Consider the following 18,288-nt stretch of genomic DNA (forward strand, 5'->3'; position numbering starts at 1 on the left):
GCCGTTGACCCCTGGTGTGCTTAACAACCGAAATGGCCTGAAATCCGCCACGCGAAAGCTGGTCACCCTCGGCGTGGCGACCGTCCTGGTCGCGGCGGGCGGTGCCGCCCTGGCCGAGGTCGTCTCCGGTACGCCCGCCACGGCGCCGTCTTTCAACGGCCCCGTGTACGCCGTAGCGCACCGCGGTGACGTCGTCTACGTCGGCGGCTCGTTCACCGGCGCGGTCGTCGGCGGCAAGACGATCGCCCGCGCCCGCCTCGCCGCGTTCGACGCGAGCAACGGGACGCTGCTGAGCTGGAACCCGGGAGCCGACTCCACCGTCCGCGCCCTGGCCGTCGACGGCACCACCGTCTTCGCCGCCGGCGACTTCGACAAGGTCGCCGGCATGTCCCGCGACGCCATCGCCGGCATCGACGCCACCAGCGGGGAGCTGACCACCCTCAAGCACACGGTGCTGGGGCAGCCCAACGCCCTCGCCGTGGGCAACGGCCGGCTCTACCTCGGTGGTCGGATCACCTCGGTCGACGGTGCGCCGCGGACCAACCTCGCCGCGTTCAGCACGACCAGCGGGGGCCTGGACACCTGGGCGCCGACCACCGACGACACCGTGAACGCGCTGGCGGTCGCCGGCAGCCGGGTCTACCTCGGCGGCAGCTTCCACAAGACCAACGGCATCAGCTCCACCCTGCGGCTCACGGCCGTCGACGGCGTCAGCGGCGTCCTCGACAAGGGCTTCTTGCCCAAGCCGGTGTCGCAGGTCTTCGCGCTCACCACCGATGCCGACGGCGTCTACGCCGCGCTCGGCGGGCAGGGCGGCCGGGCCATCGCGTACACCTTCGGCGGCCTGGCCCGCTGGACCCGTGTCTTCGACGGCGACGCCCAGGCGATCGCGACCCTGAACGGCACCACGTACGTGGGGGGCCACTTCGACCGGGCGTGCACCACCACGAACAACGGCACCAAGGGCGTCTGCACCGACGGCTCCGTACCCCGGGTCAAGCTCGCGGCGGTCGACGGCGCGGGCAACCTGACCGAGTGGGCGCCGCAGGCGAACGGCGTGGTCGGCGTCCGCACGGTGGTCAGCAACCCGGCCAACAACCTGCTCGCCGTCGGCGGTGACTTCACCACCATCGGCGGCCTCGCGCAGAAGCGGTACGCGTCCTTCGGCGGCCCCACCGCGCGCACGCCGGTGCCGCCCGCGCCGCCGTCGCCCTACGTGGCGTCGTACAACTTCGACTCGACGGTGCCGGACGGCACCTACGACGACGGCTCCGGCAACGGCCACCTGCTGCAGACCCGCGCGGTGAACGGCGGGACCCTCAAGTCCGTGGCGCACGGCAGCGGCCAGGCCCTCATGTTCCCGGCGAAGTGCACCGGCACGACCTGCCCGCGGGTGGTGCTGCAGGCCGCCGACGCCCCGGACCTCAACCCCGGAGCCAAGGACCTGCGGTTCGGCGCACACGTGCTGCTCTCGCCCGCGGAGACCTCGTCGGGTGAGAACGTCCTGCAGAAGGGCTACTCGACCGCAGGCGGGCAGTACAAGCTGCAGGTCGACGGCGTCTCGGGCCGGCCCAGCTGCGTCATGAGCGACAAGTCGTCCACGACGATCTACCTGGCCAAGAGCGGCAAGTCCATGGCCGACGGCGGATGGCACGCCCTCGAGTGCCGCCGCGCCGGGAGCACGCTGACCGTCCTCGTCGACGGTCAGGTCGAGGGCTCCAAGACGATCCCCGCGGTTCTGTCCGTAGTCACGACCCAGCCGCTGAGCCTCGGTGGCAAGGGTACGGGCGAGAACAACGACCAGTTCCACGGCGGCCTCGACGACGCCTGGGTGAGCATCGGCTGACCCCCGCGCGAGGGAAGCGGCCGGGACTATTTTCCCGGCCGCTTCCGTGTCGTCCCTCAACCCTTCTGCCGGCGCGGGAGCCAGAGCGCGACCACCGCACCCGCCGCGATCACGGCCGCGCCCACCAGCACCGCCGGCACGAGTCCGTCCACGAACTCCTGTCCGCCGCTGTAGCCGCCGTACTCGCTGAACACCGAGGCCAGCACCGCGACCCCGACCGCGACGCCCAGCTCGCGGATGGTGTTGTTGGCGCCGGAGGCGACGCCTCGTTGCTGCTCGGAGACGCTGGCCAGGGCCATCGTGCTGATCGGCGCGAAGGTCAGCCCCATGCCGATGCCGCAGAGCACGAAGGCGATCACCAGGTCGCTGTAGGACACCGTGGCGGTGCTGGCCAGCCCGATCCACAGCACGCCCGCGGCCAGCAGCACCTGCCCGGCCACGATCAGGTTCCGCAGCCCGACCCGGTCGGCGAAGATCCCGGCCAGCGGCGCGACGACCATCGGCGCCATGGTCCACGGCAGCGTGCGGACGCCGGCCTCCAGGGGGCCCAGCCCCTGCACCACCTGGAAGAACTGCGCGAGCAGGAACACCGAGCCGAAGGCACCCGCCGAGAAAGTCAGCGTCACCACGGTGACCAGGCTGAAGCCGCGCGACCGGAACAGGCTCAGCGGCAGCATGGGGGTCGAGTTGCGCCACTGCCACAGCAGGAACGAGGTGAGCAGGACGCCGCCGCCGACGAGCATGCCGAGCACCCGTCCCGAGGTCCAGCCCCGGTCGGGTCCGTCCACCACGCCCCAGACCAGCAGCAGCATCCCGGCCGCGGACAGCAGCAGCCCGAGCGGGTCGAGCCGGGGCGCACCACCGCGCGACTCGCGCAGGACGGTGGCGGCCAGCACGGTGGCGAGCACCCCGACGGGCACGTTCAGCCAGAAGATCCAGGACCAGTGCAGCCCCTCGACCACGGCACCGCCGACGACCGGTCCGACCGCCACACCCAGACCGCTGATACCACCCCAGATGCCGACGGCGGCGTTGCGCATTCTTTCGGGTACGGCCTGAGCCAGCAAAGTGAGCGACAGGGGAGCGACGGCGGCACCGGCCAGGCCCTGCACCGCCCGGGCGGCGGTGAGCATCCACGGCTCGGTGGCCAGCGCGGCGGCCGCGGAGGCCAGGGTGAACACGACGATGCCGGTCAGGAACATCCGGCGCCGCCCGATCCGGTCGCCGAGGGCGGCGGCGGTGAGCAGGAAGGCCGCGAACGGCAACGTGTACGCGTTGACGAACCACTGCAGGTCCGCGAGGGAGGCGCCGAGCTCGGTGCGGATGACCGGAAGCGCGGTGGTCACGACCAGGTTGTCGAGCGTGACCATGAAGATCGGAATGCCGACCGCGGCCAGGACGGCGGCGAGCGGGCGGGCCCGGCGCGGCGGGGCGGCCGGTTCGGGCGGGGCGGCGAGCACGGTCATGGGAACTCCCTGTTGTTATCCACTGATAACTTCTGCGCTCGCCACGTTAGTTATCAGCCGATGCTTACGCAAGCCCTTTCCGGCAGAAGTTATCGGCTGATAACCTGGTGGTCGTGGCCCGTACCCGTCTCACCGCCGAGGAACGCCAGGAACAGCTGCTCCGGGCGGCGCTGACCGCGTTCACCACCGGCGGTTACGCCGGCACCACGACCGACCAGGTGGCCCGCCTCGCCGGCGTCTCCCAGCCGTACGTGATCCGCCTCTTCGGCACCAAACAGCAGCTCTTCATCGCGACCGTCGACCACGCCGGCCGGCGCATCGAGGAACGCTTCCGGCAGGCCGCCGCCGAGGAACCCACCCTGGCCAGCCTCGGCGCCGCCTACGACGACCTGCTCGCCGAGCGTGAGCTGATCACCGTGCTCCTGCACGGCTTCACCGCGAGCGCCGACCCCGCGATCGGCCCCGTGGTCCGCGACTGCTTCGGCCGCATCTACCGCACGGTCCGCGAACTGACCGGCGCCGGCGTCGAAGAGACCCGGCAGTTCATCGCCATGGGCATGCTCCTCACCTGCCTGGGCGCGATGCAGGTCGCCGGCCCGGGGGCGGTGCCCCGGGAGCCCTGGATGACCGAGCTGCTGAGCAAATGACGCAAGGGCTCTCGATCGAACCATCGCACCAAGCTCCGCGCCGCCTGGTCCTGAAGCTGGGCACGAGCCGCATGGAGTGCATCCTCTGGCTGGATCATCCCGAGTACGAGTGGGGACGCCTGGACTGCGTGTACACGCTGGACTGCTGGCTCACTCAGCTGCGGCGGCTCGCGGCCGGCACCGACCCGGTGGCGCTGCTGCCGTTCAACTTCTCCGACCAGTGCACGGCGTGGCTGCGTGTGGGTCCGCTCCGGGACGGTCGGGTGGACGTGCAGGCGGGCTGGAGCGGAACCAGCCAGTACGACCTCGAGCCGGCGGATCTGCTCGCCCCGCACCGCCGCATCCACGACTTCGAACCCGTGCGCAACGCGACGATCAAGCGGCCGCTGACAGAAATCGTCGCGTCGGTGACGACGATCCGCGAGGCCCTCGCCCACGACCCCGAGCCGCGGCCGTGGGACAGGAGCTGACCGCCCGCCACCTCGTCCACTCTCCGGCCGTCCGCGAGCACCCCGGCCGCCGCTAGCGGAGTTCGGGAAGGTCGCGCAGCAGGTCGGCGGTCAACCGGTCGAACCGGTAGCCGGCGATGTGGGCAGCCGTTATGAGCGTGTGAGCCGCCTCGCTCAGCGGATCCGGATCCGGGTTGGTGAGCAGGAAGAGCGCCATGTGCCGCCGGGACGCGCGGTCCGGACGGCCATCCGGGCCGGTCGTCGGCCCTACCGGCAGCGGGCCGGCATTCGCCCTGGCTCGTTCCAGCTCGAACTCGCTGACCGTCTCGGCCCGCTCCACCGCTCGCCGTACGGTGGCGAACCACGGTTCGTCGATCAGCTCGGCCTCGGCGAACGCCCACAGCCGGGCCCACCGTGTCACCCGCCGGACCAGGTGCTCGTCCGCCTGCGCCAAAGCCAGGATCAGCGACGGGGCACTGACGTACAGGGCGTGCCCGGTGGCGCCCGTCTTCAACAGCCGTTCGTCGGCCCAGGCGTCGTCGGTGGTCCACTCGTCATCCGTAGCCAACTCGGTCTCGCCGTCGGGATCGTCGGCGTACGCGCGCAACCGCGCCCGGACCTGGGAGGCGAGCTCCTCCTCGATGGACGGGGCGTCCGGCACCGCCGCGCACCGGAAGACCGCCGTCTCGAGCAGCTCGACCGTGAGGCGTACGCCGGTCAGGTGGTGCATGAGCGCGAGCGCCCGCTCCTGCCACTGCTCGTCGTACCGATATCCCGGGTCGTCCGGGTCGAGCTCCTCGGTGCTCAGGTCGAAACCGAGCTGGACGAGCACGCTGTCGAGCCGGTCCGGTTCCGCGCCGTCGCGCCAGCCCGCGGAGGTGGGGTCGAGGTCGACCAGCACCACGCCGTCACGGGCCCAGAGAAATCGCGGGTCGTTGTGCTCGCTCTGGTACAGCGTCACCAACTCGCCGCCGAGAGACAGCGCCTGGACGACCGGGTCCTCGGTGCACAGGAACCCGCCCGGCTCCACGATCATGGTCCAGTCACCGACCGCGGCGGCGGCGATGAAGGCGAGGCCGGTCGTCCGGTCGGCGTCGAAGTGCCCGTCCTCATTGATGACGTCGGGCCGCATCGGCACCAGGTCCGCGCCGCCCTGCAGCCGGGCGGCGCCGACCAGCTCCACCGGCTCCTGGCCGCCGAGCCTTTCCAGGACCCGGTCCGGGGCGACGTCGCGGACGAAGGTCAGGCAGAAGTCCAGACCGAGGGCGTAGTCCTCGGTGAACCAGCCATAGTCCTCAGCGCTGCTCGTCATGGGATCAGGGCATGTTGTGGCGGGTGTAGACCGGCTCACGCAGGCCCAGCATCGCCTCGGTCATGCGGACCGCCTCCACCGCCGGGCGTACGTCGTGCACGCGGACGATGCGCGCGCCCTGCAGGATGCAGAAGACCACCACCGCCAGGGTGCCGGCGAGGCGTCCGCGTTGGGGGAGGTCGAGGGTCTCGCCGATGAAGTCCTTGTTGCTCACCGCGGCCAGCAGCGGGTGGCCGATGTCCGCCACCTCGCGCAGGCGGCGGGTGATCTCCAGGGTGTGGTGGGTGTTCTTGTTCAGGTCGTGGCCCGGGTCGATGATGATCTGCTCCGGGCGTACGCCGCGCTCCTGGGCCAGGGCGACGCGCTGCCGCAGGAAGTCCGCGACCTCGGTGGTCACGTCGCCGTAGGTCGGTCCGGGGTGCGGGGTGCGCGGCGGCGCCAGGCTGTGCGTGATGACCAGGGCGGCGTCCGTGCCGGCGACCGCGTCGGCCATCGCCGGGTCGCGCAGGCCCGAGGTGTCGTTGATGACGCCGGCGCCCGCCTTGATGACCTCGCGGGCCACCTCCGGGCGGAACGTGTCGACCGAGACGACCGCGAGGCCCTGGGCCGCCTCGACGACCGGCAGCACGCGGTCGAGCTCCTCGGCCGCGCTCACCTCGGGGCCGGGGGCGAACGGTACGCCGCCGATGTCGATCCAGTCGGCGCCCGCATCGGCCGCCGCGCGGACCGCCTCGGTGGCGCGGTCCAGGGCGAACGTGCGGCCGCGGTCGTGGAACGAGTCCGGGGTGCGGTTCACGATGGCCATCACCGCCACCCGGCGGGAGAAGTCGTACGGGCGGCCGCCGACGACCCGTTCGGCGCTGATCAGGGGTGGTGCGTAATGGTCCACGCCCGGAGACTAACCGGCGGCGGGGTGCGGGATTTGGGGACTCCCGGGAATGATCGCGGCGCTCTAGGGTGCAAGGGGTGACGGAAGCAGGACTCGCGGTCGCCGACGTGCGGGGTCCGTTGCGGTACCTGTGGTGGCTGGTACGCCGGCAGAAGCGCCGGGTCGCGGCCGGTGCGCTGCTCGGGTCCTCGTGGATGGTGGGGCTCACGCTCCCGCCGTACCTTCTCTCCCAGGCCGTCGATGCCGGCCTGCGCCGGCGTGACCTGCCCGTGCTGGCCGCCTGGGTCGCGGCGCTCTTCGCCATGGGTGTCGTCAACGCGGTCCTGGCGATTCTGCGCCACCGGACCATGACGAAGATCCGCCTCGACGGCGGCTTCCGCACCATCCGGGCAGTGATCGCCCACGCCACCCGGCTCGGTGCGGCCCTGCCCCGGCGGATCGGCGGCGGGGAGGTCGTGACCATCGGCGTGGCGGACGTGTGGATGCTCGCCCAGGCCCTGACGGTCACGGGGCCCGGGTTGGGTGCCGTCCTGGCGTACGCGGTGGTCGCCGTGCTGATGCTGAAGATCTCGCCGCTGCTGGCCGTCGTCGTGCTCGCGGGTGTGCCGGCGCTGGCGGTCGTGGTCGGGCCGATGCTGCGGCGCCTGCAGAGCGCCGGCGCGCGGTACCGGACCCATCAGGGCGCGCTCGCCGACCGGCTCGTCGACATCGTCGCCGGGCTGCGCATCCTCAACGGACTCGGCGGCAAGCCGGTGTACGCCGCCCGCTACCGCCGCGAGTCCCGCCGCGTCGTCGACGAGGGCTACCGCGTCGGCGCGGTGACCAGCTGGATCCAGGCCCTCGGTGTGGGGCTGCCCGCGCTGTTCCTGGCCCTGGTGATCTGGCTGGCGGCCCGGATGGCGGCGCAGGGCACGATCACTGTGGGGGAGCTCGTCGCGGTCTGGGGGTACGCGGCGGTCCTGGTCGTGCCGGCGGCCTTCGTCATCGAGGGCGGCTTCGACATCGGCCGTGCCCTGGTCGCCGGCCGGCGCATCCTGGAGTTCCTGCGGCTCCCCGCCGACCCGCGGCCGCCGGAGCGGGGACCGGACGGTCCGGCGGCGCTGCGCGATCCGGAGTCCGGCGTCGTGGTCGGCCCCGGACTGCTGACCGCGATCGCCACGGCCCGGCCGGGGGACGCCGAGGCCGTCGTCGACCGGCTGGGCCGGTACGGGCTCACCACCGCCACGTGGGGCGGCATCCCCGTCATGCGGGTCGCCATGCGGGAACGCGTCCTGGTCGCCGACAACGACGCGTACCTGTTCACCGGCACGCTGGGTGAGGTCGTCGCGGGCCGCGCGGCGGTCGACGACGCCGCCGTCGCCCGGGCGCTGGCCGCGGCCGCGGCGGGTGACATCGTGGACGGTCTGCCCGGCGGCACCGCCGCGGTGCTCGACACGCAGGGCCGTAACCTCTCCGGCGGCCAGCGCCAGCGGGTCCGCCTGGCCCGCGCGCTGCACGCCGACCCGGAGATCCTGCTCGCGGTGGAGCCGACCTCGGCCGTCGACGCGCACACCGAGGCGGCCATCGCCGAGCGGCTCGGCGCCGCGCGCGCGGGACGAACCACCCTCGTGGCCACCACCTCGCCCGCGCTGCTCGAACGCGCCGACGTCGTGCACTACCTGGTCGGCGGCCGGGTCGTCGCCAGCGGCACGCACCGCAGCCTGCTCGCCGCGGAACCGGGATACCGGTCGCTGGTCAGCCGCGCCGCGGGGGAGGGCGTGCCGGCCGGGACCGCCCGATGACCACGCTTCCCGTCGCGGGCACCGCCCACGTGCGCCGCGCGGCCGCGGGCCTGCTGCAGGCGGAACGCCGCACGGTCGCGTCGATGGTGCTGCTGAACGCGTTCGCCGCGGTCGCCGGGCTGGGCGGGCCGTGGCTGCTGGGCCGGATCGTCGACACGGTGGCCGGGGGCGGCGCGTCGGTCGGTGCGGTGGACCGGCTCGCCGCCGGGATCCTGCTGTGCACGCTGGTGCAGATCGTCCTGGCCCGCACGGCGCTGGCGGTCGGCTTCCGCTTCGGTGAGCGTACGGCGGCCCGGGTCCGCGAGCGCTTCCTCGACCGGGCCCTCGCCCTGCCGGCGTCCGTGGCGGAACGGGTGCCGGCGGGCGACCTCGCCACCCGGGGCACCGCGGACGTCGGCGCGGTCGCCGCCACCCTGCGCGACGCCGTGCCCGAGGTCCTGATCGCCGCGGGGCAGGCGCTGTTCGTGATCGTCGCCGTCTTCGTCCTGAACCCGCTGCTGGGCGCGGTGGCCGTGCTGGGCCTCGCCGGCATCCCGGCCGCGACCCACTGGTACCTGCGCCGCGCCCGTCGCGCGTACCTGGAGGAGGGTGCGGCGGGTTCCGCGCTCGCCGACGAGATGGCGTCGACCATCGCCGGTGCGCGTACCGTCGAGGCTTTCGGGTTGCGCGAACGCCGCGTGGCCGCGGCCCGGGAGGCGATCACCCGGTCCCTGCGCGCCCGGCTGCGGACCCTCTTCCTGCGCAGCGTGCTGTTCCCCGCCGTCGACGTCTCCTATGTGGTCCCGGTGGTGGCGGTGCTGCTGGTCGGCGGCGTGCTCCACGTCGACGGGCGGCTCAGCCTGGGCGCGGTGGCGGCGTCGGCGCTCTACCTGCGCCAGCTGGCGGTGCCCCTGGACGCCATCCTGATCTGGCTCGAGCAGCTGCAGAGCAGCGCGGCGTCGTTCGCCCGGGTGGAGGGGCTGGTGGCGATCCCGCCGGCGGTCACCGTGCCGGGCCCGCCGCCGGCGAACGACCGGATCGAGGTCCGCGATGTCCGGTACGCCTATGACGGCGGCCGCGACGTGCTCCGGGGTGTGGATCTCACGGTACGGCCGGGGGAGCGCCTCGCCGTCGTGGGCCCGTCCGGCGCGGGCAAGTCGACGCTCGGGCGCCTGCTCGCCGGGGTGGACCGGCCGCGCAGCGGAACGGTGACGGTGGGCGGCGTGCCGATCGCCGACCTGCCCGCGGACCTGCTGCGCCGCCAGGTCGTCCTGGTCAGCCAGGAGCACCACGTGTTCCGCGACACCGTCCGCGGCAACCTCGTCCTGGCCGCCCCGGACGCCACGGACGACCGGCTGCGCGCGGCGCTGACGGTCGTCGGCGCGGACTGGGTGGACGAGCTGCCGGAGGGTCTGGACACGCCGCTGGGCGGGACGGGCCTCGCCCTCGACGGCGCCCGCGCCCAGCAGCTGGCGCTGGCCCGGGTGGTCCTCGCGGACCCGCACACGGTGGTGCTCGACGAGGCCACGGCGCTGCTGGACCCGACGACCGCCCGGGACGCGGAACGGGCGCTGGCGGCGGTGCTGCACGACCGTACGGTCATCGCCGTCGCGCACCGGCTGCAGACCGCGCACGACGCCGACCGGGTCGCCGTCATGGAGGCCGGGCGCCTGGTCGAGCTGGGCACCCACGACGACCTGGTCGCGGCGGGCGGCGCGTACGCGGCCCTGTGGCGCACCTGGCACGGTGGTTGAGGGTCAGCGCTGCGGGCCGAGGTGGCTGCGCTCGCCGTCGTGGTCCAGGATGCACAGCACCTCGGCCGGTCCCCGGTCCGCGCCGAACGCGTGCGGCACCATCGTGGAGAACTCGGCCGCCTCGCCCGCCTCGACCCGGATGGTCCGCTCGCCCAGCCGCAGCAGCACCGTCCCGGAGAGCACGGTGAACCAGTCGCGCCCCGGGTGCACCCGCAGGTCCGCCGGAACCGGCCGGGTGATCCGCAGCTTGGCGACCGTCATCCCGGGCGCGGCGTCACCGTGGGAGAGCAGCCAGGTGGTGATGCCTCGCTCCGGCTCGTGGTGCGGCCGGATCACCACGTCGTCGTCCCCGCCCGCCTCGACCAGCTGGTCCAGGGTGATGCCCAGCGCCCGGGCGATCGGGGCGAGCTGGTCGAGCGCGATGCGCCGGTGACCGGTCTCGATCCGGCTCAGCGTGGACGGGCTCAGGTAGCAGCGCACCGCCAGCTCGTCCAGCGACCATCCGCGGGCGGTCCGTATCCCGCGGATGCGCTGGCGGACCAGAGCGTCCAGTTCTCCGTCTTGCCTCATGCGCAAGAGCTTATGCCATAAGCGCATGAGACGCGTACGGTCGGTGTATGGCACACACGCACCTGGGCGAGATGCTCGAACTCGACGCGGTCGTCCTGCACGAGTACTACGCGGAACTGGTGGGCTGGGTGGGAGCACAGCTGCCGGAGCACCCGCACATCGTCGACCTCGGCGCGGGCACCGGTGTCGGCAGCCGGTCGCTCGCCCGCCATCTGCCCTCCGCCCGGATCACCGCCGTCGACGTCGACGAGGAGATGCTCACCCACCTGCGCCACCGGGCGGACGAGGAGGGCCTGGGGGACCGGATCCGGACCGTCCGGGCGGACCTGGACGACCCCTGGCCACCCCTGGAGCCGGCCGACCTGGTCTGGGCGTCGGCGTCCCTGCACCACGTCGGCGACCCGGACACCGCGCTCGCCCGGGCGTTCGAGCTGACCCGCCCCGGTGGCCTGTTCGCCGTGGTCGAGCTCGACTCGTTCCCGCGTTTCCTGGACGACCCGGCCGGAGCCGCGCTGGAGGAGCGGTGCCAGGCCCTGCTCGCCGCCAAGCGCCTCGAACACGGTCTCCACATGGGCGAGGCGTGGGGCGAGCGGCTGGCGGGCGCGGGCTACACCGTCGAGGCGGAGCGCCACTTCGACCTCGTCCTGCGGCCGCCGCTGCCCGCCGCGGCCGGCCGCTATGCGGCGGTCGCGCTGGGCCGCATCCGCCACGGCCTGCAGGACCGCCTCCCGGCCGAGGACCTGACCGACCTGGAGCAGCTGGCGGCGGAGCTTCCGCACCGCACCGACCTCACGGTGCGCGCCGAGCGCAGGGTCTGGCTGGCCCGGCGATCGGCCTGATGCCGTAACGGCCGGGCGGCGGGACGTCAGGCGACCACGACGGGGTGGCGGACGACGGCGTCGAAGAGGTAGCCGAGGTCGTTGTGCACCGCGACGTCCGGCTGGGTGTTGCCGTGCACGTCCGTCGCCCGGGCCAGCAGCTCGTGGCGGCCGGGCTCGGGCCGCCAGTCCAGCTCCCACCGCTGCCAGGCCGCGCCCTCGCTGCCGCCGACCGGGCGGGCCCGGCGCCAGCGGCCGCCGCCGTCGGTGCTGACGTCGACGTGCCGGATGCGGCCGGACGCCGACCACGAGCGGCCGCGGAGGCGGACCGGGCGGCCCGCCGGGAGCTGTGCGTCGCGGTCCAGCTCGAAGGCGCTCTTGACGACCTGGCGGTCGAACGGCTGCCCCTCCGCCGGGAAGCCGGGCCCGAACAGCCGGTAGAACTGCGTGTTCCACGGCGAGAACAGTGGCTCGTCGGCGACCTCGATGCTGCCCAGCCACTTGATCGAGGCGATGCCGATCCAGTGCGGGACGATCAGGCGGACGGGGAAGCCGTGGTCGGGCGGCAGCGGTTGCCCGTTCATCTCGTACGCGACGAGCACGTCGTGCAGGGCCTTGCGGATCGGCAGGGGACGGCGTACCGGGCCGAGGTCCACGCCACCGGTGACGAAGTTGTCGTCGAGGCCGACCGGCAGGACGTCGACCGCGTGCCGGGTGAGTCCGGCGTGCCGCAGGACCGTCGACAGGCGGACGCCGCGCCACCGGGCCACGCCGATCGCGCCGAGCTGCCATGCGGTGCCCGACACCGTCTCGCCCTGCTGGGTGGTGAAGAAGCTGCGGCCGTTGCCCGCGCATTCGACCGGTGTCGTCACGGTGTGTGCGGGGAGGCGCCTGAGGTCGGCGTAGGTGAGCTCGACCGGCCCGTGCCGCAGCCCCGCCCCGGTCACGTGCAGGCGCCAGGTCGCCGCGTCGATCACCGGGGTCCGGGTGTGGTTGCGGACGAAGAAGCGGTCGACGGGTACGAGGTAGCCCTGGCCGTCCATCGCGGACCAGCGCATCTCGGCGTTCGCGCCGAACACCCGGAAGAGCTCGGGCGGCAACGGCTTGACGATCGGCCCGCCCGGCGCGGGTGCGGCGGCGGCCGCGTCCGGTGCCAGCGCGGTTCCGGCGCCGACGGCGGCCGTCAGCTTCATCAGGTCGCGGCGGGAGAACCCGCGGGCCTCGCCGTCGAGCCACTGTCGCAGCCGCCGCCCGTCGTACGCACCTTCGGTCACCATGTCGAACATGGTAAGCCGATGGGTGCGATAGGAGAAGCGGCGGCCTGCGCGCTTACCCCATCGCACGCGATATATGCAGGGCGAATTCGCACTATCGGTCAAGCCGAACCAGGTTCGGCGAACGTCCCCAGCGGGTAGGCGCAAGGGGGACGCACCAACGGACGAACCACGATGGAGGTAGCGATGAGTGACCCCTACACGGGCGCCCGCGCACCGGACTATGGCGACGCGACCCCCGGCTACGGCGAGGTACCGGTCCAGCCGGTCACCGAGACCTACCCTGCCACGGAGACGTACCCTGCCACGGAGACGTACCCTGCCGCCGAGACCTACCCGGCCACGACGGCGACCACCGGCTCGGACAGCGGCGCCTCCGGCGCCAAGGAGCAGGCCAAGCACGTCGCGGGGGAGAGCGCGCAGGCCGCCGGGCAGGCCGCGAGCGAGGTCAAGGACACCGCCAAGGAGCAGGTCCAGCGGGTCGGCGCCGAGGCGAAGAGCCAGGCGCGCAACGTCGCCTCCGAGGTCCGCGACAAGGTCAGCAGCCAGGCCCGTACCCAGAACGACAAGCTCGTCGGCAGCATCCGGCAGGCCGCCGACCAGCTCGACGAGATGCGCGGCGACCGGCAGGACTCGCCGGCCGCGAGCGTCGTCTCCCGGGTCGCCGACGGCGGCCGGCAGCTGGCCGACTACCTCGACCACCACGGCCCCGAGGGCGTGCTCCGCGAGGTCCAGGACTTCGCCCGCCGCCGCCCCGGCGCCTTCCTCGCCACCGCCCTGGTCGCCGGCTTCGTGGTCGGACGGCTCGGCAAGGGCGTGGCCAAGGCCGACGACACCGCCGGCAAGCCCCAGACGGACTCGTTCGTCTCCGGTGCGGACACCGGCACCTCGTACGGCAGCGGCGGCACCTACGCCACCGGCTACGAGACCACGACCACGACGACGGACTACGTCGACCCGGCCGTCGGCTACACCGCGGGCGGCACCGAGTACGCCTCCACCGGCACGGGCACGCCCGTCGTCGTGGAGGAGGAGTATCCGGGCGGCACGCGATGACCACGCCGTACCCGGCCGGTCAGGACCGTACCGAGGAGGTCTCGTCGACCTCCGTCGGTGAGCTGATCGGCAACATCAGCAACGACCTCTCCCAGCTGTTCCGCCAGGAGGTGGAGCTCGCCAAGGCGGAGCTCAAGCAGGAGGCCACCAAGGCGGGCAAGGCCGCCGGCATGCTCGGCGGCGCCGGCTTCGCCGGCTACCTCGCGGTGGTGCTGCTCAGCTTCGCCCTGGTGTTCGCGCTGGGCAACGTCATGGACCTCGGGTGGGCGGCGCTCATCGTCGCGGTCATCTGGGGCATCGTCGGCGCCGTTCTGTACGCCAACGGGCGCAAGAAGCTCAAGACCGTCGACCCCGTGCCGCACCGCACCGTCGACACGATCAAGGAGGACGCCCAATGGCTGAAGAACCCGACCGGCTGAGGCAGGAGATCGAGCAGACGCGCGCCTCCCTGACGCGCGACGTGGACCTGCTCGCGGAGAAGACGAGCCCGAGGCAGGTGGCCAAGCGCCGCTGGACCTCGGTGAAGGAGAAGGTCATGGGCAGCACCGACCAGGCCCGGCACGCCACCGCGGGAGCCGCCCACTCGGCGGCCGGCACCGTGCAGGACAAGGCCTCGCAGCTGAGCGACAAGGCGTCGGAGAAGGCGTCGCAGCTCGGCGACAAGGCCTCGGACGCGGCGCACAACGTCGCCGACACGGTCCGCGGCGCCCCGCAGGCCGTCACCCAGCAGACCCAGGGCAACCCCCTCGCCGCGGGCATCATCGCCTTCGGCGTCGGCATGCTGGCCGCCACCCTCATCCCGGTCACCGAGGCCGAGAAGCGAGCCGGCGAGCAGATCAAGGAACACAGCGGAGACCTCACCGACAAGGTCAAGGACGTGGCCTCCCACCTCAAGGACGACGTCTCCGGCACGGTCCAGCAGGCCGCCGCTCAGGTCAAGGAAACCGCGCAGGACGCGGCCCAGACCACCAAGGAGCAGGCCCAGTCCTCGGCCCAGGACGCCAAGGACCAGACCAAGCAGGCCGTCTCCGACGCCCGCTCCTGAGCGACGCACCGCAGAAGGGGTGTGGTGACCTCCCCGGTCACCACACCCCTCAGTGCTGCATACGGCACTAGACCATACGACGGCGTACCCGCCACACCACGACACCGATCAGGACCGCGGCGACGGCGACGAACAGGGCCGCCTCGATGAGCTGGAACGTCCAGAACCGGTCGGCCGGGTGGTAGACCTTGAACTGCTGCATGCCCCGCGCGTGCAGGAACTGGTCGAGGTTGGTGCCGGCCCGGTCGGCGGCGTCCTCCAGCTCGTAGTAATCGGTCCCGCTCAGCCTGCGCCCGGTGGCATCGGCGTAGCCGTGTTCGATCACCCAGTCCGCGAAGCCGGACTTCGAGCCGCCGGCGGGGACTGGCTCCATTGCGGTGAGCGGCGTGGCGTACGCGGGACGGGCCACCAGCGCCACCGTCATCCGGACGGCGAGGAACGCCCCGAACGCGACGCCGAACGCGGGCAGGCTGCGCCGCAGCATCGCCCCGGCGGCGGTGGCGACGCCGAAAGCGAACAGCGCGTACGCCACCGGGACGAGTCCCTCGAGGTCGAACGCGTCGTACTGGAACCGCCCCTCCCACGCGTCGAACGGCTGACGGAACCAGGTGAGCACCGCGGTGAACACCCCGGTGAGCGTGACGGTGACGCCGGCCAGCGCCGCGAGCTTGACTGCCAGCCAGCGCATCCGTGGCACGGCCTGCGTCCAGGCGAGCTGCCAGGTGCCGTCCTCCAGTTCGCGCGCGAGCAGTGGCGCACCGAGGAAGGCACCGATGACGACGGGGACCAGGTAGATGGCCGCCAGGAGGTTCTCGACGTACCCGTAATCCTCGTCGAGCCGGCGGAAGGAGGCCGCGCAGGCTTCGCCGACACCGGCCTCTCCCGCACACCTGGCGGGACCGCCGGCGAACAGGTCGTGGGCCTGCGTCCCGAGCACGAGCAGGGCGATGCCGAACATGCCGACGAGCAGAGCCAGGACGCAGACCTCGGTCCGGTGCTGCCGCCAGATCAACCACGTCATGCCGCCACCTCCGGCGTGACCGCGGCGCTCGGCTCGGACGGCCGGCGCAGGTAGGCCAGCACCAGGTCCTCCAGCGCAACCGGCCGGGCCTGCCACCCGGGCGCAGCCGGGATGGCGCCGTCGCGTACCAGCAGGGTCGTGTGCCGGTCGCTGTGGACGGCCTCCACGACGGTGCCGGCCCGGTCGAGGTCGGTGGCCGTACGCGGGCCGACGAGCAGCCGGTGCTCGGCGAGGAGGGTGTCGATGTCACCGGTGAGCGTGACCCGGCCCTGGTTGAGCACGACCAGGTGGTCGCAGACGCGCTCGAGCTCGTGCACGACGTGGGAGGAGAACAGGACGGTCACCCCGCCTTCGGCGACCGCCCCCATGAGCACCTGCAGGAACTCGTGCCGGGCCAGCGGGTCGAGGCTGGCCACCGGCTCGTCGAGGACCAGCAGGTCCGGCCGCTTCGCCAGGGCCAGAGCCAACGCGACCTGGGCCTGCTGCCCGCCGGAGAGCGTACCGGCCCTGCGGTCGAGCGGGATGCCCAGCTTCGTCAGCCGGCGCTCGGCCAGCTGCTGGTCGAACCGCAGGTTGCAGGCGCGACCGAAGCGGAGCATCTCGGCGACGGTGAAGCGCTTGTACAGCGGGTGGTCCTGGGCCAGGAACCCGATCCGGGACAGGGTCTGAGGGGTGCTCGCGGTGACGTCGTGGCCGAGGACCTCCACCGTGCCGGTGCTCGGAGCCAGCAAACCGACGACCAGGCGCAGCAGCGTGGTCTTGCCCGCGCCGTTCGGTCCGACCAGGGCGATCACGCCGCCGGCCGGCAGGGCGAGGGTGCAGTCGCGCAGTGCCCAGCCCTTCCTGTACCGCTTGCCCGCACCGTCGGTGCGCAGCGCGAACTCGATCGCTGTCACGCCACGTCCTCGTTCCTCGTCTGCTGGTGGACGGAGCTGAAAAGCGCGTTGACCGCCTGTTCGTCGAGGCCGGCCGCATAGGCGCGGCGCAGCCAGGTCGTCAGGCCCCGGCGCAGCGACGTGTAGGTCGATGCCGGCATCACGGCCGACTGCTGCTCGTTGACGAACGTGCCCTGGCCGGGCCGGCCGGTGACCAGGTCCTCCTGCTCCATCTGCCGGTACGCCTTGGCGACGGTGTTCGGGTTGATCGCCAGGTCCTCCACCACCTCGCGGATGAGCGGGAGGCGGTCGCCGGGTTGGAGGAAGCCCAGCAGCACCGCCTGGCGGACCTGCTGGACGAGTTGCAGGTACGGCGGCACGCCGGAGTGCGTCTCGAGCCGGAAGACGAACACGGTATCTCCTACTGCTTTCCTAGTATCATAGTAAAGCAGTACGCCGGCCCCGGGGGTTTGCCGCCCGATCCGCGGGGCACCTGCCAAGAAACCGACGACCAAGGGGGCAAAACGGCATGAAGCTCGGATACAAGCTGTCAGCAGAAGGTTTCGGCCCGAAGGAACTGATCCAGCAGGCGGTGCAGGCCGAACGAGCAGGCTTCGACTTCGTCGAGATCAGCGACCACTACCATCCCTGGCTGGACGTCCAAGGCCACTCGCCCTTCGCCTGGACGGTCCTCGGCGCGATAGCGGCGAAAACCGACCGTATCGGCCTGGCCACGGGCGTGACCTGCCCGACGGTCCGCTACCACCCGGCGATCATCGCCCAGGCAGCCGCCACCCTCGCCATCACCTCGGACAACCGCTTCACGCTCGGCATCGGCTCCGGCGAGAGACTCAACGAGCACGTCGTCGGCCAGGGCTTTCCGAGCGTCCGGGGCCGCCAGGAACGCCTCCGCGAGGCCTTGGAGATCATCAAGCTGCTGTGGCAGGGCGGCTACCAGTCGTACGAGGGCAAGCACCTGCAGCTCGAGGACGCTCGCGTCTTCGACCTGCCGGACCAGCTCCCGGTCATCGCGGTCGCCGCCGGCGGCAAGAACGCCGCGACCATGGCGGCCGAGCTGGCTGACGGCCTCTTCGTCACCGAGCCCCGCACCGACCTGGTCGAGGCGTACCGGGAAGCCGGCGGCACCGGCCCGCGCTACGCCGAGGTCCCGGTCGCCTGGGCGACCACCGAGGAGGCCGGCGTGCAGGAGGCGCTGAAGACCACCCGCTGGGCGCTGACCGGCTGGAAGGTGATGAGCGAGCTCCCGAACCCGGCGAACTTCGAGGCCGCGTCCCAGACGGTCCGCGCCGAGGACATCCGCGGCCAGTTCGCGGTGGGCCCGGACCCGGAACCGTACGTGAAGGCCGTGAAGGAGTACACCGAAGCCGGTTACGACCACATCGTGCTGATGAACGCCGGCCCGGACCCGGAAGGCTTCATCGACTTCTTCCACAAGGACCTGGCCGACAAGCTCCGCGCCCTGTAGCCGGGCGTCGGCTACGGTGG

The 18,288-nt window shown here is 72.6% G+C and carries 18 protein-coding genes; 10 read left to right on the forward strand and 8 right to left on the reverse strand.

The annotated features are described in order from the left end of the window. The first annotated feature begins 73 nt into the window (after positions 1–73). Positions 74–1,846 (forward strand): LamG-like jellyroll fold domain-containing protein, encoded by a 1,773-nt coding sequence (locus AB0J80_RS24335; protein WP_364708881.1) that lies wholly within the window; start codon positions 74–76, stop codon positions 1,844–1,846. A gap of 56 nt (positions 1,847–1,902) precedes the next feature. On the opposite strand, the gene AB0J80_RS24340 is transcribed toward AB0J80_RS24335, so the two are convergent. Next, entirely contained in the window at positions 1,903–3,312 is a 1,410-nt protein-coding gene (locus AB0J80_RS24340; RefSeq protein ID WP_364708884.1) for a DHA2 family efflux MFS transporter permease subunit, read from the reverse strand. A 113-nt stretch (positions 3,313–3,425) separates the two neighbouring features. On the opposite strand from AB0J80_RS24340, the gene AB0J80_RS24345 reads away from it, so the two are divergent. Further along, entirely contained in the window at positions 3,426–3,959 is a 534-nt protein-coding gene (locus AB0J80_RS24345) for a TetR/AcrR family transcriptional regulator (RefSeq protein ID WP_364708887.1), read from the forward strand. Then, the gene (locus AB0J80_RS24350; RefSeq protein ID WP_364708890.1) at positions 3,956–4,429 is read left to right on the forward strand and encodes a hypothetical protein; all 474 of its coding nucleotides are present in this window, start codon (positions 3,956–3,958) and stop codon (positions 4,427–4,429) included. Before AB0J80_RS24345 ends, AB0J80_RS24350 begins: the two co-directional genes overlap by 4 nt. A 52-nt stretch (positions 4,430–4,481) precedes the next feature. Here the strand turns inward: AB0J80_RS24350 and AB0J80_RS24355 are convergent, their stop codons facing one another. Continuing rightward, entirely contained in the window at positions 4,482–5,720 is a 1,239-nt protein-coding gene (locus tag AB0J80_RS24355) for a DUF6461 domain-containing protein (RefSeq protein WP_364708893.1), read from the reverse strand. Between the two features lie 4 nt (positions 5,721–5,724). Then, positions 5,725–6,609 carry a dihydropteroate synthase gene (gene folP / locus AB0J80_RS24360; protein WP_364708895.1) on the reverse strand — a complete coding sequence of 295 codons (885 nt, stop codon included), beginning with the start codon at positions 6,607–6,609 and terminating at the stop codon, positions 5,725–5,727. 194 nt (positions 6,610–6,803) lie between these two features. On the opposite strand from folP, the gene AB0J80_RS24365 reads away from it, so the two are divergent. Continuing rightward, positions 6,804–8,390 carry an ABC transporter ATP-binding protein gene (locus AB0J80_RS24365; protein WP_364709428.1) on the forward strand — a complete coding sequence of 529 codons (1,587 nt, stop codon included), beginning with the start codon at positions 6,804–6,806 and terminating at the stop codon, positions 8,388–8,390. After that, positions 8,387–10,123 carry an ABC transporter ATP-binding protein gene (locus AB0J80_RS24370; protein WP_364708898.1) on the forward strand — a complete coding sequence of 579 codons (1,737 nt, stop codon included), beginning with the start codon at positions 8,387–8,389 and terminating at the stop codon, positions 10,121–10,123. Before AB0J80_RS24365 ends, AB0J80_RS24370 begins: the two co-directional genes overlap by 4 nt. Before the next feature lie 3 nt (positions 10,124–10,126). Here the strand turns inward: AB0J80_RS24370 and AB0J80_RS24375 are convergent, their stop codons facing one another. Continuing rightward, a complete protein-coding gene (locus AB0J80_RS24375; RefSeq protein WP_364708901.1) occupies positions 10,127–10,693 on the reverse strand; it encodes an XRE family transcriptional regulator in 567 nt (188 codons plus the stop codon). A 47-nt stretch (positions 10,694–10,740) separates the two neighbouring features. Here AB0J80_RS24375 and AB0J80_RS24380 point away from each other — a divergent pair, with 47 nt between their 5' ends. Further along, a complete protein-coding gene (locus tag AB0J80_RS24380; protein ID WP_364708904.1) occupies positions 10,741–11,532 on the forward strand; it encodes a class I SAM-dependent methyltransferase in 792 nt (263 codons plus the stop codon). Between the two features lie 26 nt (positions 11,533–11,558). On the opposite strand, the gene AB0J80_RS24385 is transcribed toward AB0J80_RS24380, so the two are convergent. After that, entirely contained in the window at positions 11,559–12,788 is a 1,230-nt protein-coding gene (locus AB0J80_RS24385) for a sulfite oxidase (protein ID WP_364708907.1), read from the reverse strand. Between the two features lie 183 nt (positions 12,789–12,971). Between AB0J80_RS24385 and AB0J80_RS24390 the strand changes: the two genes are divergently transcribed. From AB0J80_RS24390 to AB0J80_RS24400, 3 genes are read left to right on the forward strand one after another with little or no spacing between them, the layout of a single operon-like run. Further along, positions 12,972–13,841 (forward strand): hypothetical protein, encoded by an 870-nt coding sequence (locus tag AB0J80_RS24390; protein WP_364708910.1) that lies wholly within the window; start codon positions 12,972–12,974, stop codon positions 13,839–13,841. Beyond that, entirely contained in the window at positions 13,838–14,260 is a 423-nt protein-coding gene (locus AB0J80_RS24395) for a phage holin family protein (protein WP_364708913.1), read from the forward strand. The genes AB0J80_RS24390 and AB0J80_RS24395 overlap by 4 nt, the downstream gene beginning before the upstream one ends. Further along, positions 14,236–14,886, forward strand: coding sequence for a DUF3618 domain-containing protein (locus tag AB0J80_RS24400; protein WP_364708916.1), 651 nt, complete (start codon positions 14,236–14,238; stop codon positions 14,884–14,886). Before AB0J80_RS24395 ends, AB0J80_RS24400 begins: the two co-directional genes overlap by 25 nt. Before the next feature lie 67 nt (positions 14,887–14,953). Here the strand turns inward: AB0J80_RS24400 and AB0J80_RS24405 are convergent, their stop codons facing one another. Genes AB0J80_RS24405 through AB0J80_RS24415 form a run of 3 tightly spaced genes read right to left on the reverse strand, consistent with a single transcriptional unit; the run spans position 14,954 to position 17,195 of the window. Further along, positions 14,954–15,907, reverse strand: coding sequence for an ABC transporter permease subunit (locus tag AB0J80_RS24405; RefSeq protein WP_364708918.1), 954 nt, complete (start codon positions 15,905–15,907; stop codon positions 14,954–14,956). Beyond that, positions 15,904–16,803 carry an ABC transporter ATP-binding protein gene (locus AB0J80_RS24410; protein WP_364708921.1) on the reverse strand — a complete coding sequence of 300 codons (900 nt, stop codon included), beginning with the start codon at positions 16,801–16,803 and terminating at the stop codon, positions 15,904–15,906. Before AB0J80_RS24410 ends, AB0J80_RS24405 begins: the two co-directional genes overlap by 4 nt. Beyond that, a complete protein-coding gene (locus AB0J80_RS24415; RefSeq protein ID WP_364708924.1) occupies positions 16,800–17,195 on the reverse strand; it encodes a GntR family transcriptional regulator in 396 nt (131 codons plus the stop codon). Before AB0J80_RS24415 ends, AB0J80_RS24410 begins: the two co-directional genes overlap by 4 nt. Before the next feature lie 116 nt (positions 17,196–17,311). Between AB0J80_RS24415 and AB0J80_RS24420 the strand changes: the two genes are divergently transcribed. After that, positions 17,312–18,268, forward strand: a complete 957-nt coding sequence (locus AB0J80_RS24420; RefSeq protein ID WP_364708927.1) for a TIGR03557 family F420-dependent LLM class oxidoreductase — start codon at positions 17,312–17,314, stop codon at positions 18,266–18,268. Positions 18,269–18,288 lie beyond the last annotated feature (20 nt).

This window comes from Actinoplanes sp. NPDC049548 (assembly GCF_040676695.1).
Lineage (GTDB): Bacteria > Actinomycetota > Actinomycetes > Mycobacteriales > Micromonosporaceae > Actinoplanes.

Bases quoted from the DNA above. Each gene is read 5' to 3' on its own strand.
- AB0J80_RS24370 (WP_364708898.1), top strand. From the start codon at position 8,387: ATGACCACGCTTCCCGTCGCGGGCACCGCCCACGTGCGCCGCGCGGCC.
- AB0J80_RS24365 (WP_364709428.1), top strand. From the start codon at position 6,804: ATGGTGGGGCTCACGCTCCCGCCGTACCTTCTCTCCCAGGCCGTCGAT.
- AB0J80_RS24420 (WP_364708927.1), top strand. From the start codon at position 17,312: ATGAAGCTCGGATACAAGCTGTCAGCAGAAGGTTTCGGCCCGAAGGAA.
- AB0J80_RS24390 (WP_364708910.1), top strand. From the start codon at position 12,972: ATGAGTGACCCCTACACGGGCGCCCGCGCACCGGACTATGGCGACGCG.
- AB0J80_RS24340 (WP_364708884.1), bottom strand. From the start codon at position 3,312: ATGACCGTGCTCGCCGCCCCGCCCGAACCGGCCGCCCCGCCGCGCCGG.
- AB0J80_RS24375 (WP_364708901.1), bottom strand. From the start codon at position 10,693: ATGAGGCAAGACGGAGAACTGGACGCTCTGGTCCGCCAGCGCATCCGC.
- AB0J80_RS24405 (WP_364708918.1), bottom strand. From the start codon at position 15,907: ATGACGTGGTTGATCTGGCGGCAGCACCGGACCGAGGTCTGCGTCCTG.
- AB0J80_RS24395 (WP_364708913.1), top strand. From the start codon at position 13,838: ATGACCACGCCGTACCCGGCCGGTCAGGACCGTACCGAGGAGGTCTCG.
- AB0J80_RS24355 (WP_364708893.1), bottom strand. From the start codon at position 5,720: ATGACGAGCAGCGCTGAGGACTATGGCTGGTTCACCGAGGACTACGCC.
- AB0J80_RS24400 (WP_364708916.1), top strand. From the start codon at position 14,236: ATGGCTGAAGAACCCGACCGGCTGAGGCAGGAGATCGAGCAGACGCGC.
- AB0J80_RS24385 (WP_364708907.1), bottom strand. From the start codon at position 12,788: ATGGTGACCGAAGGTGCGTACGACGGGCGGCGGCTGCGACAGTGGCTC.
- AB0J80_RS24350 (WP_364708890.1), top strand. From the start codon at position 3,956: ATGACGCAAGGGCTCTCGATCGAACCATCGCACCAAGCTCCGCGCCGC.
- AB0J80_RS24380 (WP_364708904.1), top strand. From the start codon at position 10,741: ATGGCACACACGCACCTGGGCGAGATGCTCGAACTCGACGCGGTCGTC.